Consider the following 22,882-nt stretch of genomic DNA (forward strand, 5'->3'; position numbering starts at 1 on the left):
TGCGCATACTTGACGTTTGACTCTTGTCTTAAGCCACAAGCTCGCTCTACGGTGATAGCGCAAACATCGGTTTGGATCGATGATCCATCTGCGACGCACAGGGGCGTCCCTTCCTCCGGCCGTCGCACCGTTCGAGAGGCAAGACGTGTCGACACCTTCCCGACCGCCGCGCACCGCCGTCGCTGTCAGTTCCCTGCTGGCGACGGCTCTCGCGCTCGGCGGAGCGCTCCTCCCTGCGACCGCGGCGCAGGCCGCCGATCTCGTCCCCGTCCCGCACGCGGACTACCGGCTGCACGCGGTGTCCAGCGAAGCCGATCCGTATCCGGCGCCGCCTTCGCTCGACGGCACGGCTCTCGGCGCCTTCGACGGCGACTACTCGACCCAGTGGACGTCGCGGTACTCGGCCAACGCCCCCTTCCCGCACTGGATCGCGCTCGATCTGCAGCGGCCCCTCTCGGTGAAGGCGCTGGACTATTCGGTCAAGCGCGGGCAGAGCGTCGCGGCGAAGACCGTCGAGGTGTACGTCACGGATGACGCCGACGCCGCGCGCACCTCGCCCGCCGACGGGGGATGGGGCGCCGCCGCCGCGGCCGCGACGCTGCACGCGCCCACCGCGAACGACGAGAAGCAGCGCATCACGCTGGAGACCGCGAAGGACGGCCGGTACGTCGCCCTCCTCATCATCGACGCGCAGGGCACCACGGGCGGCGGCGCCGGCGAGATCCAGGTGCTCTCCGACGAGGAGCTCCCGCCGATCGTGACCGAGCCGGAGACGCCGGAGCAGCCGGAGCCCGGGGACACCGTCGAGATCGCCGCGGGCGGCACCACGGCTACCGTCTCCTCCGCGTTCCCGCAGATCCTCGGCTACCGCGTGGGCGATGAGCGCCTCGGCGGCCAGAAGGGCTCCCCGCGCACCTGGGCGGTCAACGGCACCGCCTATGCGTCGACCACCACCTCCACGGCGACGGCGACCGGCGTCGACTACGTCTCGACCCTGACCGGCATCGACGTCACGGTGCGCAGCAGCATCCGCGTCGCGGCGAACGGCACGGTCGAGTTCGCCGTGACCGGAGTCGACGGCTCCGCTGCGGTGAACACCCTGGCGCTCCCCGACAACGCCTTCCTCTCCGCGACGGCCGCGGACGGCGCCGTCCTCGACCGCACCGTGATCAGCCCGAACAGCACGACGAACGCCGATGAGCACATCGCTGTGGGGCCCGCGACCGCCACCGGGACGAAGGGCGCGGCCTTCGCCTTCCTCGGCGACGGGACCCTCGCCGGCAGCGTGATCACGAACGCGACGACGCAGGCCTCCGGCGGCACCGCCTCATGGAACACCCGGCTCACGACGCGGGTGACCGCGGCCGACGGCCGGACCGCGGAGATCGGCTCGAACACCTGGCTCATCCATCCGACCACCGCCGTCGACAGCCGGGTGACGACCTACGCCCTTCCGAAGGTCACGGTGCTCCTCACCGCCGATCGCAACGGCGACGAGACCGTGGACTGGCAGGACGCCGCGATCCGCTACCGGGAGGTCGACGCCCCGCGCCTCGGTGCCGACCGGGTCGCCGACCGCGTGATCAGCCGCATCCCGTTCAACTTCGCCTCGAGCGCCACGAACTACTTCGACCTCGTGCTCGACAACACCAAGCGCATCGCGAACCAGACCGACGGCCTCGGACAGTGGGTGCTCAACAAGGGCTTCGGCAGCGAAGGACACGACTCCGCGAACACCGACTACGGCGGGAACTACAACGAGCGCGCGGGCGGCCTCGCCGACCTCAACCGTCTCGTCGACGAGGGGGCGAAGCTCAACGCCGACATGAGCGTGCACGTCAACGCCACCGAGATCTATCCGCAGGCGGACGCGTTCGACGCGGCGATCCTCGACGGCACACCGCCGTACAAGCCCGGCTGGAACTGGCTCGACCAGTCGTACTACATCGATCAGCAGACCGATCTCGGCACCGGACGCGTGCTCGACCGCTTCCAGCAGCTGCGGGACGAGGTGCCGGGGCTCAGCGGCGTCTACATCGACGTGTACTACTCCAACGGCTGGGTGGCCGAGGAGCTCGCGGACGAGCTGAACGCCATGGACCTCGAGGTCGCGACCGAGTGGGGCGACAAGTTCGTCGACAGCACGGTCTGGTCGCACTGGCCGAACGACCTCGCCTACGGCGGCAAGGACAACAAGGGCATCAACTCCACCATGGTGCGGTTCATCCAGAACGCGCAGGCGGACGTCTGGAACGACGACGCCCTGCTGGGCCAGCAGCGTCTCGTCGATGCCGAGGGCTGGGTGGGCAACCGCAACTGGGACGGCTTCATCGGCAACATCTGGTCGCAGAGCCTGCCGACGAAGTTCCTGCAGCACTTCGACCTGCAGACGTACGCGGCGGGGGCCGAGGCGACCTTCACCGACGACGTGACGGTCCGGATCGACGGTGGTACCCGCGTCATCACGATGGACGGCGCGACCGTCCTGCGGGGCGACTCCTACCTGCTGCCGTGGCAGTCGCTGGAGTCGAGCGCCGAGTCGGGTTCGCCCGTCGACGCGGACAAGATGTACTTCTTCACGGCCTCCGGCGGTGAGAAGACATTCGGGCTCACGGATGCCTTCCGCGGCAACACGACCTTCGACGTGTTCGCACTCGGCGACCAGGGGCGCGAGAAGGTGGACACCGTCACCGCGGTCGACGGGAAGCTGACGCTCTCCGGCGAGAAGGGGGCGGCTTACGTCGTCGTGCCCCAGGGTGGGGCGCAGCGGGCGGCGATCGAGTACCGCGACGCGGGCCTGGCCGATCCCGGGTTCAACTCGGGGTCGCTGGACGGCTGGAACCCGCGGGGCGACGTGACCATCGAGCGCACGGACCTCGGCGCGGCGAAGAACGCCTCACGGGGCGACAACATCGCGGTGTTCGGCTCATCCGCGTCCGCGATCTCGCAGACCGTCACCGGCCTCACCCCCGGGAAGCGCTACGCGTTCTCCGCGCAGGTGCAGATCGATCCGACGGCCACGCGCGGCGTGAGCGTCGCGGTCGACACCGGCGCCGGCGTCGTCAGCCGCACCTGGAACCTCTCGCCGACATACAACTACATGCGCGCCGACTCCAAGGCCGGGCAGTACTACCAGCGCGGATCGGTGTCGTTCCTCGCCCCGGCCTCCGGAGAAGTGACCGTCTCGGTCTCGGCGGTCGCCGGTGACGCGGCGGTGCGAGTCGACAACGCCAGGGTGATGGCGGACACGACGGCGCCGACCGCCGCGGGCACCGTGTACTCGAACGACTTCGAGGGCAACCAGCCCGGGTGGGGCCCGTTCGTGAAGGGTGACGCCAACGGCATCGACGACCCGCGTACGAGCATCTCGCGTCGGCACGACCCGTACACGAGCAGCGACTGGCGCAACACGGCCAAGCCGTTCGACACCGGAGCCACCGCGGGCCTCGCGGTGGACTCCACCCTCACCGGTGAGCACTCGCTGATGTCGCACTCCGAGAACTCCGGCGTCGTCTACCGGACCGACCCCACGCTCGTCCCGCTGCAGGCCGGGCACACCTATCGCATCGGGTTCGACTACCAGGCCGGAGCGAGCGGAGCGTACCGCTGGCTGACCGGTACGGACGCCGTGATCGACGGGGAGATCTCCTCGACGACCCTGCGTCGCACCCCTGTCGTGCAGGCGCTGGAGACCACCGCGTTCCGCGAGGACGTGATCGTGGGTTGCGGCGACTACACCTGGGTCGGTCTGGAGCGCGTCGGCGGGCCGGACGTCGACTTCGTCCTCGACGACTTCACGGTGACGGACCTCGGCCCGACGGACGGAGGCACCCCGTGCGCCACCGTCGCCGGCGAGGCCGTGACCCTGAGCCCCGGGGCGCAGACACCCTTCACCACGACCTTCACCAACAGCGAGGACATCCTGGCGGAGAACGTCGGCGTGCAGCTCGACCTCCCGGAGGGCTACACCGTCGAGGTCGCGGACGGCTCCTCGAACCTGTTCACGAAGGTCGCCCCCGGCGAGAGCGTGACGACGGACTGGCTGCTGACGGCACCGGCGTCGGCCGCGGGCTCGCCGGTGAGTATCGGCATCGCCGCCACCTACCTCGTCGACTGCGACGTGCGGACCGTGCAGACCGTGCAGGAGGCCGCTGTCGCGTCCCGCGCCCGCATCCCGAACGCGCAGATCACCGCGACCGCGAGCTCCGAGGAGACCGCGGGTGAGGACGGCACGGCGGCGAACATGCTCGACGGCAACGCCGGGACGTTCTGGCACAGCCGCTGGAGCACTGACGCCGCCGCGTATCCGCACGTGCTGACGTTCGACCTCGGTTCCGAGGAGACGGTCGACGGCATCTCCTATCTGCGTCGCGGCGCGAACCAGAACGGCCCCATCAAGGGCTTCCAGGTCGCGGTCTCCACCGACGGGCAGACCTTCACCGACGTGGCCGCGGGGGAGTGGAAGAACGTCGCGGAGTGGCAGGACGTCGACTTCGCGGCGACGACCGCGCGATACGTTCGGGTGACGGCGACCTCGTCGATCTCGGGCACGCCGTTCGCGGCCGTGGCGGAGATGGCGGTGTACGGCACCACCGCCCCGCAGGCGGGGCACGCACCGGAGGCGCGACCCGAGGACGACCTCGGGGTCTGCGCTCCGGAGACCGATCCTGCGTTGACGCTCGGCGCGGATTCCGTGCGGGCAGGGGAGACGGTCGAGGCCGTGCTCTCGGGCTTCGCGCCCGACGCCGCCGTCTCGTTCTGGCTGGACGGCGTGCGGCTCGCGGACGCGACGGTCGATGCGCACGGCGCGCTGACCACCCGGGTCCTCATCCCCGCGGATGCGACGGTCGGGAAGCACCGCTTCCTCGTCAAGGACGCCTCCGGTGCGGAGGTGGCCGGTGCGGCCCTCAAGGTCAAGAAGGCGAAGCCGGCGAAGGTGCCGGTCCTCACCCCGTCGGTCGGCACCGCGGCGGCCGGAGACTCCCTCCGCGTGCAGCTCCGCGGCTTCGACTCCGAGTCCGTCGTGCAGCTCTGGCTCCACTCGGAACCGGTCAGGGTGGGCGAGGTGACGATCGCCGCCGACGGCAGTGCGGTCGCGACCGTCACCATCCCGGCGGCCACACCCGCGGGCGCCCATGCGCTCGTGGCGACGGACACCGAGGGCGCCGAGCTCGCTCGTGCGGATCTCGCGGTCACCGCCGCGGCGACGGCCGGTGGCGGGGCGCTGGCCACGACGGGTGCGGAGGGGATGACGTGGCTGGCGGTCACCGTCGGTGCGCTCGCCCTGAGCGCCCTCGGTGCGGGGCTCTGGCGACGGCGACGCAGCTGAGTACCTCTGCTGCACACGAGAGGCCCGGGGTTCGCCCCGGGCCTCTTCTGCACGCGGCGGGGAGTTTGCCGGTTCTCCACGGGTTGCGGTTCCGAGGCCGGAGAGCGTGCCTCCGGTCCCCGATACTCGAGGGGTAGCCACGAAAGGAGCCGCACATGCCGAACGTACTCATCCGCGATCTCGACCCCGGCGTGCATTCCGTGCTCACCGCGCGAGCGCAGGAGCCAGGACGCTCACCCCGGAGAGCATCGTCGCCGCCGTGCACGAGGGGTGCGCCGGGCGGTGATCGTCGTCGACGCCGCGATCGTCGTCGACCTGGTCTGCACCGGAATGTCGACCCGAGTCTTGCAGGCGCGGCTGGAGGACGAGTTCCTGCTGCCCCCTCCTCACGCACGACCGGAGGCTCGCGCGGGCGGCCTCCGGTCTGTGCGCGGTCGAGGTGCCTAGCCCTTGACGGCGCCGGCGGCGAGACCGGAGCGCCAGTACTTCTGCAGCGTGAAGAACAGGGCGATGAGCGGGATCACGCCGAGCAGCGCCCCGAGCATGACGGCGCCCTTGTCGGGGGAGAAGTAGCTCATCATGCCGTAGAGGCCGAGCGTGACCGGCTTGAGGTCGGGGCTGGAGATCATCATGAGCGGGAGGAGGAAGTTGTTCCACGTGGCCACGAAGATGAACAGGAAGATCGTCACCATCGCGGGGCCGAGCAGCCGCAGCACGATCGTGAAGAAGATCCGGGCCTCACCGGCGCCGTCGATGCGGGCGGCCTCCAGCAGCTCCGTCGGCACCGACGACTGCGCGTAGACCATGCCGAGGAAGACGCCGAACGGCGAGACCGCCGAGGGGATGATGATCGCCCACACCGTGTTCGTGAGGCCGAGCGCCTGGAACTCGATGTACAGCGGCACCGTGAGCAGGGCGACGGGCAGGAGGAGCCCCGCCATGATGATGCCGACCGCGAGCTTCTTCCCGGGGAAGGCGAACTTGGCGATCGCGTAGCCGGCCATCACGGCGAACAGCGTGCCGATGATCCCGGCGCTGAGCGAGTAGAACAGGGAGTTGCCGACCCAGCGCCAGAACAGCCCCTGGGTCCAGCCCATGAGGCTGTCGTAGTTGGCGGCGAGGTTCGGCTCGGCGAACCAGAATCCGAACGTCGAGGTGAGGTCGGTGTTGTTCTTCGTCGAGGCCACCACGAGCCAGAACACCGGCACGAGGAAGTACAGCGTCGCGACGACGAGGGCGATGATGCCGAACGTGCGGGCCGCGGGACCCGGGGCGATGGACGGAGGAGGGGCGTCCGCCGCCTGCGGCCTACGAGAGCGCCGCTTCGTCGGCGGAGCCACGGTGACGAGTCGTGTGGTGGTCATGCGTCGCCCTTCCGCCGCTGGAGCAGTGCGTACACGATCGCGAGCACGCCCGCGATCCCGGCCATGAGCAGCGAGTACGCCGACGCCGGACCGCTGCCCGACGGCGACAGCTCGCCCATCATCGTGTTGTAGGTGAGCATCATCGGCGTGAAGTCCTTGCCCATCCAGGAATTCGCGGCCTCCAGGATGACCGGCTCGTTGAACAGCTGGATCGTGCCGATGATCGACAGCAGCACCGCCAGCAGAGCGGCACCGCGCACGAGCGGCACCTTGATGCGGGTCGCGATCTGGAAGCCCGTCGCACCGTCCAGACGGGCGGCCTCATAGAGGTCGCGGGGGATGGCCTGCAGGGCGCTGAGGAAGATGAGCATGTTGTAGCCCGTGTAGGTCCACGTCGTCATGTTCGCCATCGAGAAGAGGATCGTCTGCGGCGACATGAGGTCGGTCCCCTCCGGCAGATACGGCAGGAAGGGCGACACCTCGGGCGTGTAGAGGTAGAGCCACATCATCGCCGCGATGATGCCGGGGACCGCGTACGGGAGGAAGAAGGCGAGGCGGAACAGGGCGGGGCGGCGCACGATGAACGAGTCCAGCAGCAGGGCCAGGGCGAGGGCCGCGATGATCATCACCGGGATCTGGAACGCCGCGTAGAGCACGACCCGTCCCATGCCGGCCCAGAAGGCGCCGTCGGTCGCCGCCGCCGCGAAGTTGTCGAGGCCGACGAAGGTGTCGACGAGCTCGCCCCCGCCGTACAGACCGCCGACGGCGGGCACCTGCGCGAAGAACGACGACCGGACCGACACGATGATGGGGATGAGGAAGACGACGGCGAACAGCAGCGCGAACGGCGCCATGAACAGCCACCCGGTCAGTCCCTCTCTTCGGATCCGCGATCGACGGGTCGACGGGGCGACGGGACGGCGCGCGGGAGGGAGCGGCGCCGCTGCCCTCGTCTCGGTCACTGTGGCCATGATGTGCCTCTCGCTCTCACGACGACGGCGGAGTGCACGATCGCCCGTGCACTCCGCCGTCGTTCATCCGATGATGCCGTCCGGTCCGCTCATTCCACGACCGGGAGGCCGAGGTCCTTCAGCGACGCCACGGCCGTGTCCTGCGCCGTCGTGAAGATGTCGGCGACCGTGGCGGTGCCGGCGGCAGCCGCGGCGGCCGTCTCGTTCATGTTCGCCAGGGTGGAGAATCCGGGGGCGTACGGGAAGTCGGGGTTGAGGTTCTCGGTGGCCGTGCCGAGTTCGGCCAGCACGTCCTGGCCGCCGAACTGACGCAGCATCTTCTCCGGGGTCTCCACCTCGCCCTTCGCGGCGACGACGAGGCCCTGGGAAGCGAGGTCGTCGACCTGCGTGTTGAACCAGTCGTTGAACTCCATGGCGGCCTCGGGGTTCTCGCAGCCCTTCATGACCGAGACGCCGGACCCGCCGTCGGGGCCGCTCATCGCCCCGGCGCCGAAGTCGGGGAGCTGGGCGACGCGCCACTGCCCCTCGGCCGGAGTGCCGTCCAGGGAGTCGAGGAGGAAGCCGGCCTCCCAGGCCGCGCCGACGTGGCCGATGAGGCTGCCGTTGTTCAGCGCCGCCGTGAACCCTTCACCCCAGCGCTCGGTCGCGAGTGTCTGCTTGCCGTCGAGCAGGCCCTGCCAGAAGGCGGCGACCCGCTCGGAGCCCGCACCCTCGGCATCCACCTTCCACTCCTCGCCCTCCGTGGAGAACCAGGTGTCACCGGCGGCGGCAGCCTGTCCGGAGAGCCAGTTCTGCGCCTCGTCCGGTGTGAACGCCGTGACGAACTTGCCGGCGGCGGCGGCCGTGGCGGAGGCGGCGGTCAGGTCGTCGAGCGTCGCCGGGGCGTCGAGGCCGAGCGCCTCGAACTCGGCGGTGTTGTAGAAGTAGACGAGGGGTCCGGTGTCCTGCGGGAGGCCCACGGTGGCGTCGCCCACCCGCATGCCGCTGAACGCTCCGGCCGAGTAGTGGTCCTCGTACTTCTCGGCCTCCGCGGCGACGTCCTCCAGCAGACCCTTCACGTAGAGCTGGGGCACCTCGGAGTATCCGGTCTGCGCGAGGCACGGGCCGTTCCCGGCCTTGATGTCGGTCTCGAGCTTGAGGATCATGTCGCTGGCCTTGCCGTCGAACTTCGTGGCCTTGACCTGGATGTCGGGGTGCTCCTCGTTCCAGCGGTCGACGATCTCGGCGACCGTGGTCATGCCCTCGCCGTCGGGGAGGCGGTGCATGTACTCGATGGTGACGGGCTCTCCGCCGGCGTCGCCGCCCCCGGAGGCGGCCGGGGCGCAGGCCGCGAGTCCGAACGCCGACACCGCGCCGAGGGCGACGACCGCGGCGACGCGGGGGGTGCGTGAGGTGGGTGCCATGCTGTTCTCCTCTTTGAGGTCATGTTCCTGCGGATCGCCCGAAGCCGGGACGCGGCGAGGGTGCGCCGTCGATCACATGCACATCAAATCAGAAAATGTTTGCGCTCACAAGACGCGGATCAGCGGAATTGCGTCGGATTACCCTGCCCTGGAGGGAGCGCTGACATCGCGAGAGCCTCCTCGTTCCGGCGGCAGGCCGCGCGGTCGGGACGAGCGATCGGGGCGTCGCATCGCCGCCCGGGAACGACGAAACACCCGCACGAGCCGTGCGGGTGTTTCGAACCGAGGGGCTAGGCCTTCTCTAGTTCGTCTTCGTCTTCGTCCGCGTACTCGTCGGCCCACTTGTCGACGTAGGCGTCTTCGTCGGAGTCGCTCGAGTGCGCGAGCTCGCGCTCCAGCGCCGAGTAGTTCACCGACGGACTGTACGCCTTGAGTTCGCGGGCGATCTTTGTGTGCTTCGCCTTCTGACGGCCACGGCCCATGCCTGAGACCCCCTCACGAGTTAAGCTGCGGGCAGACAGGCGCCCGAGTCATTCACGACACCGGCTCGAGGCCGGTAAGAGTAGCATTCAGGATAGCACGCGGGGAACAGACCCTGGCCGCGGCCAGGCCGGCGAAGGGAGCGATCTCCATGACCGACAGCACCTCCACTCCGTCCGACGAGGCCACGCAGAACGCCGCTCTGCAGAAGGCTGTCATCGTCGGGATGCAGCTCGACCAGGACCCGCACGTTCTCGATGAGGCCGTGCGGTTCGCCCGGCTGCTGAACGCTCCGCTCGTGGTCGCCCACGTCGACATCACGCGCTTCGTCACCTACGAGGATCCGGACGGCTACGTGCACTCCGCCCCCATCGACATCAACTTCGACGCGGGCGCCGCCGAGTTCGAGGCCGTCGAGGCCGCGGCTGCCACGATCCTCGCCGGGAAGGGGGTCACCTGGACGGCGCGACAGCTCGTCGGCGACCCGGCCCTGGCCATCAAGCAGCTCGCCAACAAGCTCGACGCCCAGCTCATCGTGGTCGGCACCCGCAAGCGCGGCATCGGCGAGTCGATCCGGGAGTTCTTCACCGGCTCTGTGGCCGCCCGGCTGGCTCATCGCCAGCACCGTCCGGTGCTCGTCGTGCCCCTGGGGGAGTCGGTACCGGACGAGCAAAAGGAGATCTGGCCGGAGTGACCCGGACGCGACGAGGCCCCGCCGATGGATGTCGGCGGGGCCTCGTGCTGTGTGATGGAGGCTCAGGAGTCCGGCTGGCTCAGCGCGACCGTCACGGTGCGGGCGGCCTGATCCAGCGCGTTCTCGAGGTCGGTGACCACCGACGCCGGGAGGACGCCGCCCTTCGCGACATGGGTGCGCAGGTCGGTGCGGACCCGTGCGCGGAAGGCGTTCACGACGGCGTCGGCGCGGTGCAGCTCCTCGCGGCTGGTCAGCCGCGCATCCTCGCTCGCGGTGCGGGGCCGCGACTTCGCCGCCGCCCGGTCATCCTTGGTGGCCGTCGCCAGATCGGCGCGGAGGCTCTTCATCGCCTCCTGTACGCTCTGGCGCACCTCGTTGGCGATGAGGCGGACGGTGTCGGTGATGCCCGCCTCGATGTCGGCGAGGTCGTTCTCGCGGGAGGCGAGCTCGGCGCGCCCGGCCTCGGTGATCGCGTAGATCGTGGTGCGTCCGTCGACCGTCTTGGTGACGAGTCCCTCCTCCTCGAGCTTCGCGAGGCGCGGGTAGATCGTGCCGGCGCTCGGGGTGTACGTCCCGCCGGTGCGGTCCGTGAGGGACTGGATGATGCCGTAGCCGTGCTGCGGGGACTCCGCGAGCAGCGACAGCAGGTACAGGCGCAGATCGCCGTGGGAGAAGACCGCGGGACTCATGCTTCCCACTCCGGGTCGTTCTCGATCGTCTGCGGAGCGCGGCGGAGGACCGTCACCCCTCCGGAGACGGAGTTGGCGCGGAGGTCCACGAAGCGCCCGGCGAGCTCGCCGGACGTGCCGTTGTAGGTGCTCGGGCCGGAGGTGCTGCGCTCGACGCCGTCGATGAGGAGACGACCGCTGAGCGAGCGGATCACGTAGTTCGCCGCGAGGGACTCGTCGAGCCGGACGGTCGTGCCGCCGGAGACCGAGTTCACGGTGATCGTGTTGACATCGCCTGCGGCGTCCACCAGCGTCGAGCCGGAGACGATGTCGACCGTCGCCTTGCGGATCGCTCCGGTGACGGCCACGTCGCCGGAGACGCTGTTGGCGTTGATCGAGCCGGTGAGGTTGCGCACCTGTACGTCGCCGGAGACGGAGTTCACGCTGAGGTCGCCGATGAGGGTGTCGACGATGATGTCGCCGGACACGGTGTTGAGCCGGGTGTCGTTGCGGATCCCCGACACGAGGGCGCCGGCGCTCACGACGCCCAGGGTCAGGGCGATGGAACGCGGGACGGCCACGCTCACCTCGGCGCGCGGGCCGCCGGAGCCGAAGTTCCGGAACACCTCGAGGAAGTTGTCCCAGCCCAGCTGCGGGTGGTCGATCTCGACCTCCCCGTCGCGGGATTCGATCCGGAGGTCCTTGGTGGTGACGCCGTGCACCTCGATCCGGATGCCGGGTTCGTCGTGGGCGATGACGTCGACCTGTCCGCCGACGAGGCCCACCTTGAGCCGGGTCGCGGAGGCGATGTCGATGACGCGTTCCTCGCCGGGGGCGATGAGCCACTTCTCGGTCATGTCTGCTTCTCCTGTGTCGAGGGATTCACGATATATCGTGTTGCCGTCACGATAACACGATATATCTCGATTCCGACACCCCCTCTCTTCTTCGAATCGCCTGATTGGCCCCATCTCCGCCGGAAATAGAGCCAATCACGCGATTCGGAGGCGGGGTTGACCTTGACGTAGCGGCAACTTCTACGGTGGGAGGAGACCTGACACGGAAGGGGAGGGCGGATGGAATCGCGGGACTGGTCGATCCAGGAGATCGCGCGGCTGACGGGCACGACGAGCCGGACGCTGCGGCACTACGACGACATCGGGCTGCTGCCGCCGTCGCGCATCGCGGCCAACGGCTACCGGCACTATGACGCGGCGGCGCTCGTGCGACTGCAGCGGATCCTCCTGCTGCGCGAGCTCGGGCTCGGGTTGCCGCAGATCGCGGAGGTGCTGGGCCCTTCGACAGGCTCAGGGACCCAGGGTGCGGGCTCAGGGACCCAGGGTGCGGGCTCAGGGACCCAGGGTGCGGGCTCAGGGACCCAGGGTGCGGGCTCAGGGAACCAGGGTGCGGGCTCAGGGAACCAGGCGGCGGCCGAGGCGTCGGCCCTGGAGACCCACCTCGCGCTGCTGCGCGAGGAGCAGACCCGGCTGGCGCGGCAGATCGCGTCGGTCGAATCCACCATCACGGCATTGAGAGGAGGTGAGAACCTCATGGCAGAGAACATGTTCGACGGCTTCGACCACACGCAGTACAAACAGGAGGTCGAGGACCGCTGGGGGACGAAGGCCTACGCCGACAACGACCGCTGGTGGCGCGGGATGAGCGACGCCGAGCGCGCCGACTGGCAGCAGCGCGTGTCCGATCTCGGACGCGACTGGATCGCCGCGGCGGAGAGCGGCATCGATCCCGCGTCCGCCGAGGCGCAGGAGCTCGCGCGTCGTCACGTCGCCTGGCTCACGGGCATCCCCGGCACTCCGGCCGCCGCCCTCCGGAAGGGGCCGGATGCCGCAGCCAAGGCGTACGTCATCGGACTCGGCGAGATGTACGTCGCGGACCCGCGCTTCGGTGCGAACTACGCGACGTCCGCGGGCGGCACGCAGGGTGCGGAGTTCGTCCGCGACGCGCTCCGCATCTACGCGGACGCCGCCCTCTGATCCGTCGAGCGGCCCCTTTGCGTGCGACCCACCCCGGTGCGGTCGTACTCAAGGGGGCCGCTCGTACGCAAGGGGGTGGATCGGGGGAGGAGGGGAGGGCGTAGGGTCGTGCCATGACGGGGCGACGGAAGCGCGAGCGCGACGACCGCCCCGCGTCCGGAGTCTTCGCGGCGGCGGCGACGGCCTATGCGGCGAACTGCGCCCTCGGGGCTGCGGTGGCGGGACGGCTCATCGACACGCGTCGTTTCCGCTGGGTGCACCACGCGCTCTACATCCTGACCTGCGCGACGACCGGACTCGCCGTCGTCGTCGGTCTGGCCACTCGCACGCCGCGCAGCCGCCGCGCCGCCCTGGCCCTCCTCCCCGCTGCCGTCCCGCTGGCCGCGATCCCCTACGCCGGGACGCACACCCGGCGGCACCCGCTCGTCGCCCTCACGGCAGCGCCCTTCGTCCTCGCGGGCCTCGTGGTCTCGCGCCTCCCCTCCGACCGGAAGTGACCGTATGGAACTCCTCGACGCCATCCGCCGCCGCAAGACCACGAACGGAGCGTTCCTCCCCGACCCGGTCTCCGAGGAGCACCAGCGCATCCTCCTGGAAGCCGCAGGTCGCGCACCGTCGCAGCTCAACAGTCAGCCGTGGCGCTTCGTCGTGATCGAGAACCGGGACACGATCGACGAGATCGCGCGCATCTCCGGCGAGAGCATGACCGAGGCGATGTCGAACGGCACGTTCTTCGAGCGGTACAAGCCCTACTTCCGCTTCAGCCAGGAGGAGATGGAGGAGAAGCGCAGCGGCATGCTGTTCGACAAGCTCCCCGCGCCGCTGCGCCCCTTCACGTCGCAGGTGTTCACGAAGCGCGGCCAGACGCTGATGAACACGTTCGGGGTGCCGAAGACGCTGGGCGCGGAGAACCGCAAGCTCGTGGCCGGGTCGCCCCTCCTGCTCGGCGTCATGCTCGACCGCAGCGAGTACCGGCCGGGGCAGCTGTCGTCGTTCTACTCCGTGTTCAGCATGGGCGCGGCCATGGAGAACGTCTGGCTGACCACGGTCGAGCTGGGCATGGGCATCCAGTTCATCTCGTTCCCGATGGAGGTGCCGGGGCGCTGGGACGAGATCGTGCGGCTGCTGCGGGTGCCCGACGACCTGGAGCTCATGGCCGTCTACCGGCTGGGCTACCTGCCGCCGGAGCAGCGCCGCCCGGCGATCGACTGGTCCAGCAGCCAGCGCAAGCTCGTGTCGCAGTACGTGTTCCGTGAGGACTGCGACAGCCCGCAGCAGGGTTGGGACGCCCCGCCGACCCGGTCCTGAGTCAGGAGCCGCCGGCCGTCCGCGGCATCTGCTCGAGGTCCTTCAGAGCAGGCCCCTCGATGCGGGTGCCGTCCGCGGCGAACCGCGACGCGTGCAGCGGGCAGTCCCATGTGCACTCGGCGTCGTTCCAGTCGAGGACGCCGCCGAGGTGCGGGCACACCGCGCTGACCGCACGGGTCACGCCGTCGACGGTGGAGATGGCGACCGGGCGGCCGCCGCGGTTCGCCACCACGCCCTCGCCCTCCGCGGGCTGCGGCACCGGGACCGGCGTGGTCTCGGCCTCGACCCAGCCCTTCGTGGCCGCGGCGGCCACCTTCGCTCCCTCGACGGCGCCGCGCGCGAGGTCGGCGGGGACGGTCAGACGGGTGCCGAGGCGCAGCATCCAGGACGGACGCTCGCTGCGCTTCGTCCCGATGATCTCCTCGGTGAGCCGCAGGGCTGCGGCGGGCGCGTTCGACAGCCCCCACTTCGCGTACCCGGTGGCGATGCGGATGCGACCGAGGCCGCGCGGCAGAGCACCGACGAAGGGGATGAGGTTGTGCGACTGGTAGTCCTGCGCGGACCAGCGGTGCGTCTCCTCCGCGTCCGGGAAGTGCAGCCGCGTCCAGGCGACGAGATCGTCGATCGCGGCGGTCTCGCCGTCGGAGCGGCCGACCGGATGCCCGTTGCCGCCGACGACGAGCTGTGCCGTGGCCGCCGGACCGTCGGCAGCCGAGACCGGGCGGATCGACCGCGTGGGGCTGTCGGCGGAGATGAACGTCCCCTCCGGCACCCCGCCGGAGACCCGGAACGAGACGCAGTACGACCGCATCCCGGCGACCTTGGAGAAGTACAGACCGCGGTCGAGGATCGGGGTCCCCGTCGCGAGGACGATGTGCTCGGCGAACATCGGGCCGGCCGTGGTCTCGACCCGAGGCTCCGGGAGGGCATGCGCCCCGGTCACGCGGACGTCGGTGTGCAGCGTGCCACCGCCCGCGAGGAACTCCTTCGCGAGCGCGTCGGCCACCGCGACCGGGTCGATCGTCACCTGGGAATCCAGTGCGACCGCGCCCGCGACGGGGAACGGCGTCGACAGCTCGCCCGCGGTGAGCAGACGCGTCGGCAGTCCCGCCTCCCGTGCGGCGGCGTGCTGGGCCCGCACCGATTCGTGCCCCTCAGGACCCTGGGCGTAGGTGTGGTCGGTGCGCTCGGTGTAGCTGAGGCCGGCGCTGTCCGCGAAACCCGTGAGCCACTCCATGCCGGCACGGTTGGCGTCGACGTACGCCTGGACGAGCGCGGCCGGATGGTGCCTGCGGATCGTGGCGAGCTGCTGCCCCTGGAGGAGGGAGAGCTTGCCCGTGTTGCCGCCCGTCGACAGCTCCGCCACATCGCCTGCATCGACGACGACGACGTCGAGTCCGGCGCGGGTCAGGAGCACCGCGGTCGAGAGTCCCGTGAGGCCTGCCCCCACGATGAGCACGTCGTGCTGCGCGCCGGGATCGAAGGGAGTGCCGTGGGGTGCGTCCTGGTCGACCTTCCAGAGTGGCTTCATGCCGACAGTCAACGCCTGTCCCCGTCCCCGCCCCAACGCCTTGACATCCGACGGTCGCGCTGTCATGCGCGACTACAGTGGCCAGCGTGAGTCTCCGTCGTGTCCTGCTCGTCGCGCTCGGCGGCACGCTGGGGACGGCGGCGCGTCTGGGCCTCGGGCTCCTCCTCCCCGACCTCGGCGGGTTCCCCCTCGCGGTGCTACTGGCCAACGTGCTGGGCGCCCTGCTCATCGGCGTCGTGGCGGCGCGGCTCCCGGCCTCAGCGGAGCTGCGGCTGCTCCTGGGCACCGGGGTCCTCGGGGGGTTCACGACCTACAGCGCCTTCATGACCGGGACGCTGGCCCTGTGGGCGTCGGCACCGCTCCTCGCCGCCGCGTATGCCGCGGTCAGCCTCGCCCTCGGCCTCCTCGCGGCGTCCGCGGGGCTCCGGCTGGGGCGCCCGCGCCGGGGAGGGGCGACGTGAGTCCACTGCTGTTCCTCGCCGCGGCGCTCGCCGGGGGCGTCGGCGCCGTCCTGCGCTATCTCCTCGACCTCGGTGTCGCCCGGCTCGTCGGCCGGCGGTTCCCGTGGGGGATCCTGGCCGTCAACCTCACCGGCTCCTTCGCGCTGGGGCTCGTGACGACGGCGCTGCCGGGGGCGGCGTTCGTGCTCGGCGCGGGCCTGCTCGGGGGCTACACGACCTTCAGCACCGCGATGCTCGATGCGGTCGCGCTGTGGCGGGACGGTGAGCGCGGCGCCGCGGTGTTCGACGCGTTCGGCATGCTCCTGCTCGGTCTCCTCGCCGCGGGGCTGGGGCTGGCGCTGGGATCCGCGCTCTAGATCGGTGCTTGCGAAGAACGGACGCGGCGCGCTACTCTCACTGCTAATCGTTTAACGCTAAACGGTTAACATCGCGCATCGCCTTCTCGTGCACCCGTCAAAGGAGACCTCGATGCCCCGCACCTCCCGCCGCGCCCTGGGCGCTCTCGCCGCCTCCGCGGCCGCCGTCCTGGCGCTCTCCGCCTGCTCCTCCTCCGCGACCGGGGAGTCCTCGGGCGGCGAGATCACCCTCAGCTACGCGATCTGGGACGAGAACCAGAAGCCCGCGATGGAGGACATCGCTGCCGCCTATACCGAGGAGCACCCGAACGTCACGATCGAGATCCAGGTCACGCCCTACAAGGAGTACTTCACCAAGCTCCAGACCGCGGTGACGGGAGGGTCGGCCGCCGACGTGTTCTGGATGAACGGGCCGAACTTCCAGCTCTACGCCTCGAACGGCCAGCTCGCGCCGCTCGACGACGTGGACGCCTCCGACTACCCCCAGGGCCTCGTCGACCTCTACACCTACGACGACGCGCTCTACGGCGCCCCCAAGGACTTCGACACCGTCGCGCTCTGGTACAACAAGACGCTGTTCGACGCCGCCGGAGTGGAGTACCCCAGCGCCGGCTGGACCTGGGACGACTTCACCACCGCGGCCGCGAAGCTGACCGACCCCGCGAGCGGCCGGTTCGGCGTCGCCGCGAGCCAGTACGGCCAGGAGAACTTCTACAACTCGATCGCACAGGCCGGCGGCGAGGTCATCTCCGCGGACGGCACTGAGAGCGGCTACGGCTCGCCCGAGGCTCTCGAGGGCGTCGAGCTGTGGACCGACCTCATCGCTGACGGCTCCTCGCCCACGGCGCAGCAGATGACGGACACGAACCCGGAGGACTTCTTCCTGTCGGGCAAGGTCGCCATGTTCCAGAACGGCTCCTGGGCCGCCATCGCCTACGCGGACAACGCCGACATCGGCGACAGCGTCGACGTGGCTCCGTTGCCCGCAGGCCCGGAGGGCAATCAGAGCGTGATCCACGGCGTCGGGAACGTCGCGAACGCCAAGAGCGCGCACGTGGAGGAGGCGAAGGACTTCGCCGCCTTCGCGAGCGGCGAGCAGGCGGCGAAGATCCAGGCCGAGACCGGGACCGTGATCCCGGCGTTCAACGGCACGCAGCAGGCCTGGGTGGATGCGCTCCCGCAGTACGACCTGCAGGTCTACATCGACGCGCTGGAGACGGCCGTCCCGTACCCGGTGTCGAAGAACACCTCCGCGTGGACGAGCATCGAGAGCGAGGTGCTGTCCCAGGTCTGGTCCGGAGCGGTCTCCCCGAAGGAAGGCCTGCAGGATCTCGCCGCGCAGATGCAGACCGCGCTGGACGCCGAGCAGGAGTGACCGGATGACCGTCCTCGCGCCTCGCGCGGTCGCCCCCGCCGCCGGGCGGGCACCGGAGGCCCCGTCCTCCGGTGTCCGGCGGCGGCGCCGGACACCCGGTGCCTCGCCGTGGTGGGCCCTCGTCTTCCTCGGGCCCACCGCCCTGGGGCTGGCCGTGTTCTACCTGTGGCCGACCGTGCGCACGCTCATCATCTCCTTCACGAAGTCCGGCCCGTTCGGCGGCTCCGAGTGGATCGGGTTCGAGAACTACGTGCGGCTGTTCCAGGACCCGGAGCTCCTCGGCGCTCTGCGCAACACCGCGGTCTACACGGTGATCGCGCTGATCGGCATCCCCCTCGCGGTCGGGATCGCCGCGCTGCTGAACACCACCGGCCTCACGGGCCGCAGCGCCTACCGCACCCTCTACTTCATCCCCGTCGTCACCATGCCCGCGGCGATCGCCCTCGTCTGGCGCATGATCTACAACGGCGACTACGGCGTCCTGAACGCCGCCCTCGGCACGGTGGGCATCGACGGGCGGAGCTGGCTGACCGACCCGAACACCGCGTTGATCGCGATCGCCGTCGTCGGCATCTGGGCGGGACTGGGGACCAACATCGTCATCTTCCTCGCCGGACTCCAGGGCATCCCGGACACGATCATGGAGGCGGCCGACCTCGACGGGGCGGGCCCCGTGCGGAAGTTCTTCTCCATCACGATCCCGCTGCTGTCGCCGTCGATCTTCTTCGTCAGCGTCATCAGCGTGATCGGGGCTCTGCAGGTGTTCGACCTCATCTACATGATGCTCGGCCGCAGCAACCCCGCGATGCCGAACACCCGCACGGTCGTCTACCTGTTCTACGAAGCGGGTTTCCTCGACAACGACCGCGGGTACGCCGCCGCCGTCGCCTTCCTCCTGCTGCTGATCATCCTCGTGCTGACGATCGTGCAGTTCCGGCTGCAGAAGAAGTGGGTGCACTATGAGTGACGTCTCCCTCGACACCCGCGCGGTCGTCGGCGCCGCCCCCGCACGATCGCGGACGGCCGGCACGCCCCGGAACCGCGGACTGTGGATCGTGCACGTCGTGCTCATCGCCGGCGCCGCACTCATGGTGTTCCCGTTCGTCTGGCAGCTGCTGACCTCGTTCAAGACGCTGTCCGACTCGGTGCAGGTGCCGCCGTCGTTCCTCCCGCGCGAATGGGTGTTCACGAACTTCGCCGAGGTCTTCGACTCGATGCCGTTCGGCCAGATGTTCCTGAACTCCGTGCTCCTCACCGTCGGCCGCACGGTCGGGCAGGTCGCCCTGTGCACCATGGCGGGCTACGCGTTCGCGCGCATCGCCTTCCCCGGCCGGAACGCCCTGTTCGTCGTGTTCCTCTCGGTGCTCATGGTGCCCTCGCAGCTCTACCTGCTGCCGCAGTACGAGATCATCCAGGCGCTCGGCTGGCTGAACACGTTGCAGGCGCTCATCGTGCCCGGCATCTTCAGCGCCTTCGGGACCTTCCTGATGCGCCAGTTCTTCCTCTCCATGCCGGCCGAGCTGGAGGAGGCGGCGCGGATCGACGGGGCGAATCCGTGGCAGACCTTCTGGCGGATCATGGTTCCACTGGCGAAGCCTGGCATCATCGCACTTGTGGTGTTCACCGTGCTGTGGTCCTGGAACGATCTGCTGTGGCCGCTGATCGTGACGACCGACCCGGCGAAGATGCCGCTGTCTGTCGGACTCTCGCAGCTCGTCGGCATCCACGGCACCGATTACCCGGTGCTCATGGCCGGCGCCCTGCTGGCGACCCTGCCCATGCTGGTGACGTTCATGATCCTGCAGCGGCAGTTCATCCAGGGCATCGCGTTCAGCGGGACGAAGGGATGAGACATGGCACAGCGTGAGCACGCCCCCAGTCGCCGACCGACGCTGCGGATGGTGGCCGAACGTGCCGGGGTGTCGACCGCGACCGTGTCGTACGTCTTCTCCGGCCGCGCCGGTGCCAGCGGGGCCGGCGTGGCCGAGGCGACCGCGGCCCGGGTGCTCGCGGCCGCGGACGAGCTCAACTACCGTCCGAACACGGCGGCCAGGGCGATCCGCACCGGTCGCAGCGGCATGGTACAGCTCTCCCTCCACATGCTGAGCGATCCGTGGTCGCTGGCGGTGGCCGACGCCGTGAACGCCGAGGCGAACAAACACGGGCTCACGACGCTGATCCTCGCCGACGGCGACTGGCACGCGGCGCTCGACCGCGTCGAGAGCGACGTGGCATACCTCGACGGCGTCGGGCTGGACGAGGAGGACGCCCGACGGCTGGGCGACCTCGTCAAGCGCGGCCAGCGGCTCGTGGTGTTCTCGGAGCATCTGGAGCCGGACGGGTTCGACGTCATCCGCTCGGACGCGATCCCGGGGTGCGAGCTCGCGATGGACCACCTGCTGGAGCGGCACGCGGCCATCGGCTGCATCGCCGCGGAGGGCGCCGTCCGCCTCGCGGCCACGCAGGTCACGCGGTACACGCCGTATGTCGAGAAGCTCGCGGCTGCCGGCATCTCCCCGGACCCGGCATGGACCGTGACCTATGCCGAGACGCAGGCCAGCGCGTTCACCGCCGCGATCGAGCTGCTGTCGCAGGAGAACCGCCCGGACGCCGTGTACGCGACGACCGACTTCGCTGCGATCGCCGCGATCAACGCCGCCCACATGCTCGGGCTCCGCGTGCCGCACGACGTCGCGGTGGTCGGCGTCGGGAACACCCCGGACGCCCGGCTCATCGCCCCCACCCTCACCACCGTCGGCCCGACGGACTTCTACGAGCGGCAGGCGCGGATCATCGTCGAGAAGGCGCTCGAGAGCGACCCCTCACCCGGTGCGCTGCACGAGTTCCCCTGGGCCCTCGTCCCCGGCGGCTCGACCGATCTCGACGCCCCGGCAGCCCGCGGCCGCTGAGCCGCCCCCTCTTCTTCCCCCCTTTCACGAAGGACTTCTGTTGGACCTCCACATCGGCATCATCGGCTTCGGCGCGCGCTCCACCCTTCAGGAGGAGGTGCATCGGCCGGGCCACGGCTCCCGTATCACCGCCGTCTGCGACCTCGCCCCGCGTGCCCGCGAAGACGCCAGGGCGCTCGTCCCCGACGCCCTCATTACCGACTCCCTCGACGAGCTGCTCGCGTCCGGGGTCGACGCGGTCATGGTGCTGACCCCGGACGACACGCACGCCGCGCTGACCATCCGGGCGCTGGAGGCCGGGGTGCCCGTCTTCTGCGAGAAGCCCCTCGCGATCGACCTCGCCGACGCCGACCGCATGCTGGAGACGGCGCGACGGACCGGGACCCGCCTCTACATCGGCCACAACATGCGGCACATGCCCGTGATCACGCTCATGCGCGGGCTCATCCAGGCCGGGCGCATCGGGCAGGTGAAGGCCGTGTGGGTGCGGCACTTCGTGGGGCACGGCGGCGACTTCTACTTCAAGGACTGGCACGCCGACCGGAGCCGCACCACCGGACTCCTCCTGCAGAAGGGAGCGCACGACCTCGACATCATCCACTGGCTGGCGGGGGCGTACACCGAGCAGGTGGCGGCGATGGGCGGCCTCAGCGTCTACGGCGACATCACCGACCGGCGGGACCGCACGGGGGAGCGGATGCCCGACTGGTTCAGCATGGACAACTGGCCGCCGACCGCGCTCACCGGACTCCACCCCGTGGTCGACGTCGAGGACATCTCGATGGTGAACCTGCGGCTCGAGGGCGGGATCTTCGCCTCGTACCAGCAGTGCCACTTCACCCCGGACTACTGGCGGAACTACACCGTGATCGGCACCGAGGGGCGCATCGAGAACTTCGGCGACGTGGCCGGCAGTGAGGTGAAGCTGTGGAACCGTCGGCATGCCGGGGCGGCCGACGCGGACGAGGTGTTCGTCGTGCCCGAGGTGCCCGACGCCGGACACGATGGAGCCGACGCGCTGCTCGTGGCCGAGTTCCTCCGGTTCGTGCGGCACGGGGGTCTCACGGCGACCTCTCCCGTCGCGGCGCGCGAGGCCGTGGCCGCCGGCATCCTCGCCACCGCGTCCCTCCGGGGTGACGGCTCCGCGATCGCCGTCCCCCCGCTCGACCCCGATCTCGTCGCCTACTTCGAGCGCGGCCAGACCCCCTCCTCCGCCCCGTCTTCCTCCGCCGCCTGACCCCGCCCCCGCCCCCACCCCGGTACGTTTTCGATCACGGGAGGAGGTTCCCGCCCGTGAGAGCGCGAAAAGGGACCGAGAACGGGGGTGCGGGGTGCGGAAGTGATCCGGCACGGCGGGGAGACAGGAAAGAAGCGGGCGGCCGTTCTCAGGGAGTTCACACCGGAGCGAATGTACAAACGTACATGTACGGGTGTCCAGGGGGTGAGCGATGGTGGAGAGCGCGCGTCGGCGGCGTGACCCCGAAGCGCGTCGTCGGGAGATCGTCACCGCGACGGCCGAGCTGATCGTCGAGGTCGGAGCCGACGCCATCACGCATCGGATGGTCGCCGCCAGAGCCGGAGTGCCGCTCGGGGCGACCACCCAGTACTTCGACACCCTCGACGACCTGCGCACCGCCGCCTTCCGAGCGCTCGCGGACGAGATCGAATGCCGACTCGACGGAGTGCGGCAGACCCTCGCCGAACGGGGAGCCGGGGCCGACGTCATCGCGGCGCTCGTGTACGACAGCATCCACGACGGCCACGCTGTGCAGGCGGATCGAGCCGTGGTCACGGCAGCCGTGCACGATCCGCGTCTGCGCCAGCTCGCGCGTCACCTGTCCGACCGCCTCGTCGACCTCCTGGAGCCGACCTATGGCGCCGACCGGGCCCGAGCGGCGATGATCTTCATCGACGGCGTCATGTGGAGCACGCAGATCCGCGACGTCGATCTCGAACAGTCCTTCCTCGAATCCGCACTGGCGCGGATCCTCGGAGAACCTCTCTCCCTCTCATCCGCAGCGACCGCCACCCCCTGACAC

General features: G+C 70.0%; 20 protein-coding genes. 13 read left to right on the plus strand and 7 right to left on the minus strand.

Going from position 1 to position 22,882, the window contains the following annotated elements; all coding sequences use genetic code 11:
- The first annotated feature begins 145 nt into the window (after positions 1-145).
- The gene (locus AC3B5L_RS02070; RefSeq protein ID WP_490096167.1) at positions 146-5,329 is read left to right on the plus strand and encodes an endo-alpha-N-acetylgalactosaminidase family protein; all 5,184 of its coding nucleotides are present in this window, start codon (positions 146-148) and stop codon (positions 5,327-5,329) included.
- A gap of 443 nt (positions 5,330-5,772) precedes the next feature.
- Here AC3B5L_RS02070 and AC3B5L_RS02075 read toward each other — a convergent pair whose 3' ends face one another.
- The 4 genes from AC3B5L_RS02075 to AC3B5L_RS02090 all read right to left on the minus strand — a co-directional run bounded on the left by AC3B5L_RS02075 (position 5,773) and on the right by AC3B5L_RS02090 (position 9,549).
- Complete coding sequence (locus tag AC3B5L_RS02075) at positions 5,773-6,693, minus strand: carbohydrate ABC transporter permease (RefSeq protein ID WP_259983445.1); 921 nt, start codon at positions 6,691-6,693, stop codon at positions 5,773-5,775.
- Positions 6,690-7,664, minus strand: coding sequence for a carbohydrate ABC transporter permease (locus AC3B5L_RS02080; protein WP_490096168.1), 975 nt, complete (start codon positions 7,662-7,664; stop codon positions 6,690-6,692). The genes AC3B5L_RS02075 and AC3B5L_RS02080 overlap by 4 nt, the downstream gene beginning before the upstream one ends.
- Before the next feature lie 89 nt (positions 7,665-7,753).
- Positions 7,754-9,067: an ABC transporter substrate-binding protein gene (locus AC3B5L_RS02085; RefSeq protein WP_490096169.1), complete on the minus strand. Its 1,314-nt coding sequence runs from the start codon at positions 9,065-9,067 to the stop codon at positions 7,754-7,756.
- A gap of 290 nt (positions 9,068-9,357) precedes the next feature.
- Positions 9,358-9,549: a DUF3073 domain-containing protein gene (locus AC3B5L_RS02090; RefSeq protein ID WP_025104705.1), complete on the minus strand. Its 192-nt coding sequence runs from the start codon at positions 9,547-9,549 to the stop codon at positions 9,358-9,360.
- A gap of 149 nt (positions 9,550-9,698) precedes the next feature.
- On the opposite strand from AC3B5L_RS02090, the gene AC3B5L_RS02095 reads away from it, so the two are divergent.
- Positions 9,699-10,241, plus strand: a complete 543-nt coding sequence (locus AC3B5L_RS02095; protein ID WP_187663109.1) for a universal stress protein — start codon at positions 9,699-9,701, stop codon at positions 10,239-10,241.
- 62 nt (positions 10,242-10,303) lie between these two features.
- Here the strand turns inward: AC3B5L_RS02095 and AC3B5L_RS02100 are convergent, their stop codons facing one another.
- Complete coding sequence (locus AC3B5L_RS02100) at positions 10,304-10,930, minus strand: PadR family transcriptional regulator (RefSeq protein WP_187663110.1); 627 nt, start codon at positions 10,928-10,930, stop codon at positions 10,304-10,306.
- Positions 10,927-11,766, minus strand: coding sequence for a DUF4097 family beta strand repeat-containing protein (locus AC3B5L_RS02105; RefSeq protein WP_187663111.1), 840 nt, complete (start codon positions 11,764-11,766; stop codon positions 10,927-10,929). Before AC3B5L_RS02105 ends, AC3B5L_RS02100 begins: the two co-directional genes overlap by 4 nt.
- Positions 11,767-11,985: 219 nt before the next feature.
- Between AC3B5L_RS02105 and AC3B5L_RS02110 the strand changes: the two genes are divergently transcribed.
- The 3 genes from AC3B5L_RS02110 to AC3B5L_RS02120 all read left to right on the plus strand — a co-directional run bounded on the left by AC3B5L_RS02110 (position 11,986) and on the right by AC3B5L_RS02120 (position 14,211).
- On the plus strand, positions 11,986-12,903 hold the full coding sequence (locus tag AC3B5L_RS02110) for a MerR family transcriptional regulator (RefSeq protein ID WP_490096170.1): 918 nt from the start codon (positions 11,986-11,988) through the stop codon (positions 12,901-12,903).
- 113 nt (positions 12,904-13,016) lie between these two features.
- The gene (locus AC3B5L_RS02115; protein ID WP_187663113.1) at positions 13,017-13,400 is read left to right on the plus strand and encodes a hypothetical protein; all 384 of its coding nucleotides are present in this window, start codon (positions 13,017-13,019) and stop codon (positions 13,398-13,400) included.
- A 4-nt stretch (positions 13,401-13,404) separates the two neighbouring features.
- Complete coding sequence (locus AC3B5L_RS02120; protein ID WP_187663114.1) at positions 13,405-14,211, plus strand: nitroreductase family protein; 807 nt, start codon at positions 13,405-13,407, stop codon at positions 14,209-14,211.
- 1 nt (position 14,212) lies between these two features.
- Here the strand turns inward: AC3B5L_RS02120 and AC3B5L_RS02125 are convergent, their stop codons facing one another.
- A complete protein-coding gene (locus AC3B5L_RS02125; protein ID WP_187663115.1) occupies positions 14,213-15,742 on the minus strand; it encodes an FAD-dependent oxidoreductase in 1,530 nt (509 codons plus the stop codon).
- Between the two features lie 86 nt (positions 15,743-15,828).
- On the opposite strand from AC3B5L_RS02125, the gene AC3B5L_RS02130 reads away from it, so the two are divergent.
- The 8 genes from AC3B5L_RS02130 to AC3B5L_RS02165 all read left to right on the plus strand — a co-directional run bounded on the left by AC3B5L_RS02130 (position 15,829) and on the right by AC3B5L_RS02165 (position 22,879).
- Positions 15,829-16,203, plus strand: a complete 375-nt coding sequence (locus tag AC3B5L_RS02130; RefSeq protein ID WP_232089161.1) for a FluC/FEX family fluoride channel — start codon at positions 15,829-15,831, stop codon at positions 16,201-16,203.
- The gene (locus tag AC3B5L_RS02135; RefSeq protein ID WP_187663117.1) at positions 16,200-16,559 is read left to right on the plus strand and encodes a fluoride efflux transporter FluC; all 360 of its coding nucleotides are present in this window, start codon (positions 16,200-16,202) and stop codon (positions 16,557-16,559) included. Before AC3B5L_RS02130 ends, AC3B5L_RS02135 begins: the two co-directional genes overlap by 4 nt.
- A 112-nt stretch (positions 16,560-16,671) precedes the next feature.
- A complete protein-coding gene (locus AC3B5L_RS02140; RefSeq protein ID WP_187663118.1) occupies positions 16,672-17,934 on the plus strand; it encodes an ABC transporter substrate-binding protein in 1,263 nt (420 codons plus the stop codon).
- 4 nt (positions 17,935-17,938) lie between these two features.
- Positions 17,939-18,901 (plus strand): carbohydrate ABC transporter permease, encoded by a 963-nt coding sequence (locus AC3B5L_RS02145; protein WP_187663119.1) that lies wholly within the window; start codon positions 17,939-17,941, stop codon positions 18,899-18,901.
- A complete protein-coding gene (locus AC3B5L_RS02150) occupies positions 18,894-19,784 on the plus strand; it encodes a carbohydrate ABC transporter permease (RefSeq protein ID WP_259952855.1) in 891 nt (296 codons plus the stop codon). Before AC3B5L_RS02145 ends, AC3B5L_RS02150 begins: the two co-directional genes overlap by 8 nt.
- 3 nt (positions 19,785-19,787) lie before the next feature.
- Positions 19,788-20,843 (plus strand): LacI family DNA-binding transcriptional regulator, encoded by a 1,056-nt coding sequence (locus tag AC3B5L_RS02155; RefSeq protein WP_187663121.1) that lies wholly within the window; start codon positions 19,788-19,790, stop codon positions 20,841-20,843.
- 40 nt (positions 20,844-20,883) lie between these two features.
- On the plus strand, positions 20,884-22,080 hold the full coding sequence (locus AC3B5L_RS02160; protein ID WP_197971865.1) for a Gfo/Idh/MocA family protein: 1,197 nt from the start codon (positions 20,884-20,886) through the stop codon (positions 22,078-22,080).
- A 211-nt stretch (positions 22,081-22,291) separates the two neighbouring features.
- Entirely contained in the window at positions 22,292-22,879 is a 588-nt protein-coding gene (locus AC3B5L_RS02165; protein WP_490096171.1) for a TetR/AcrR family transcriptional regulator, read from the plus strand.
- Positions 22,880-22,882: the final 3 nt, after the last annotated feature.

This window comes from Microbacterium sp. C-MGS6, from assembly GCF_058140415.1.

Bases quoted from the DNA above. Each gene is read 5' to 3' on its own strand.
- AC3B5L_RS02080 (WP_490096168.1), bottom strand. From the start codon at position 7,664: ATGGCCACAGTGACCGAGACGAGGGCAGCGGCGCCGCTCCCTCCCGCG.
- AC3B5L_RS02140 (WP_187663118.1), top strand. From the start codon at position 16,672: ATGCCCCGCACCTCCCGCCGCGCCCTGGGCGCTCTCGCCGCCTCCGCG.
- AC3B5L_RS02105 (WP_187663111.1), bottom strand. From the start codon at position 11,766: ATGACCGAGAAGTGGCTCATCGCCCCCGGCGAGGAACGCGTCATCGAC.
- AC3B5L_RS02150 (WP_259952855.1), top strand. From the start codon at position 18,894: ATGAGTGACGTCTCCCTCGACACCCGCGCGGTCGTCGGCGCCGCCCCC.
- AC3B5L_RS02165 (WP_490096171.1), top strand. From the start codon at position 22,292: ATGGTGGAGAGCGCGCGTCGGCGGCGTGACCCCGAAGCGCGTCGTCGG.
- AC3B5L_RS02115 (WP_187663113.1), top strand. From the start codon at position 13,017: ATGACGGGGCGACGGAAGCGCGAGCGCGACGACCGCCCCGCGTCCGGA.
- AC3B5L_RS02155 (WP_187663121.1), top strand. From the start codon at position 19,788: ATGGCACAGCGTGAGCACGCCCCCAGTCGCCGACCGACGCTGCGGATG.
- AC3B5L_RS02145 (WP_187663119.1), top strand. From the start codon at position 17,939: ATGACCGTCCTCGCGCCTCGCGCGGTCGCCCCCGCCGCCGGGCGGGCA.
- AC3B5L_RS02110 (WP_490096170.1), top strand. From the start codon at position 11,986: ATGGAATCGCGGGACTGGTCGATCCAGGAGATCGCGCGGCTGACGGGC.
- AC3B5L_RS02100 (WP_187663110.1), bottom strand. From the start codon at position 10,930: ATGAGTCCCGCGGTCTTCTCCCACGGCGATCTGCGCCTGTACCTGCTG.
- AC3B5L_RS02095 (WP_187663109.1), top strand. From the start codon at position 9,699: ATGACCGACAGCACCTCCACTCCGTCCGACGAGGCCACGCAGAACGCC.
- AC3B5L_RS02075 (WP_259983445.1), bottom strand. From the start codon at position 6,693: ATGACCACCACACGACTCGTCACCGTGGCTCCGCCGACGAAGCGGCGC.
- AC3B5L_RS02085 (WP_490096169.1), bottom strand. From the start codon at position 9,067: ATGGCACCCACCTCACGCACCCCCCGCGTCGCCGCGGTCGTCGCCCTC.
- AC3B5L_RS02090 (WP_025104705.1), bottom strand. From the start codon at position 9,549: ATGGGCCGTGGCCGTCAGAAGGCGAAGCACACAAAGATCGCCCGCGAA.
- AC3B5L_RS02125 (WP_187663115.1), bottom strand. From the start codon at position 15,742: ATGAAGCCACTCTGGAAGGTCGACCAGGACGCACCCCACGGCACTCCC.
- AC3B5L_RS02120 (WP_187663114.1), top strand. From the start codon at position 13,405: ATGGAACTCCTCGACGCCATCCGCCGCCGCAAGACCACGAACGGAGCG.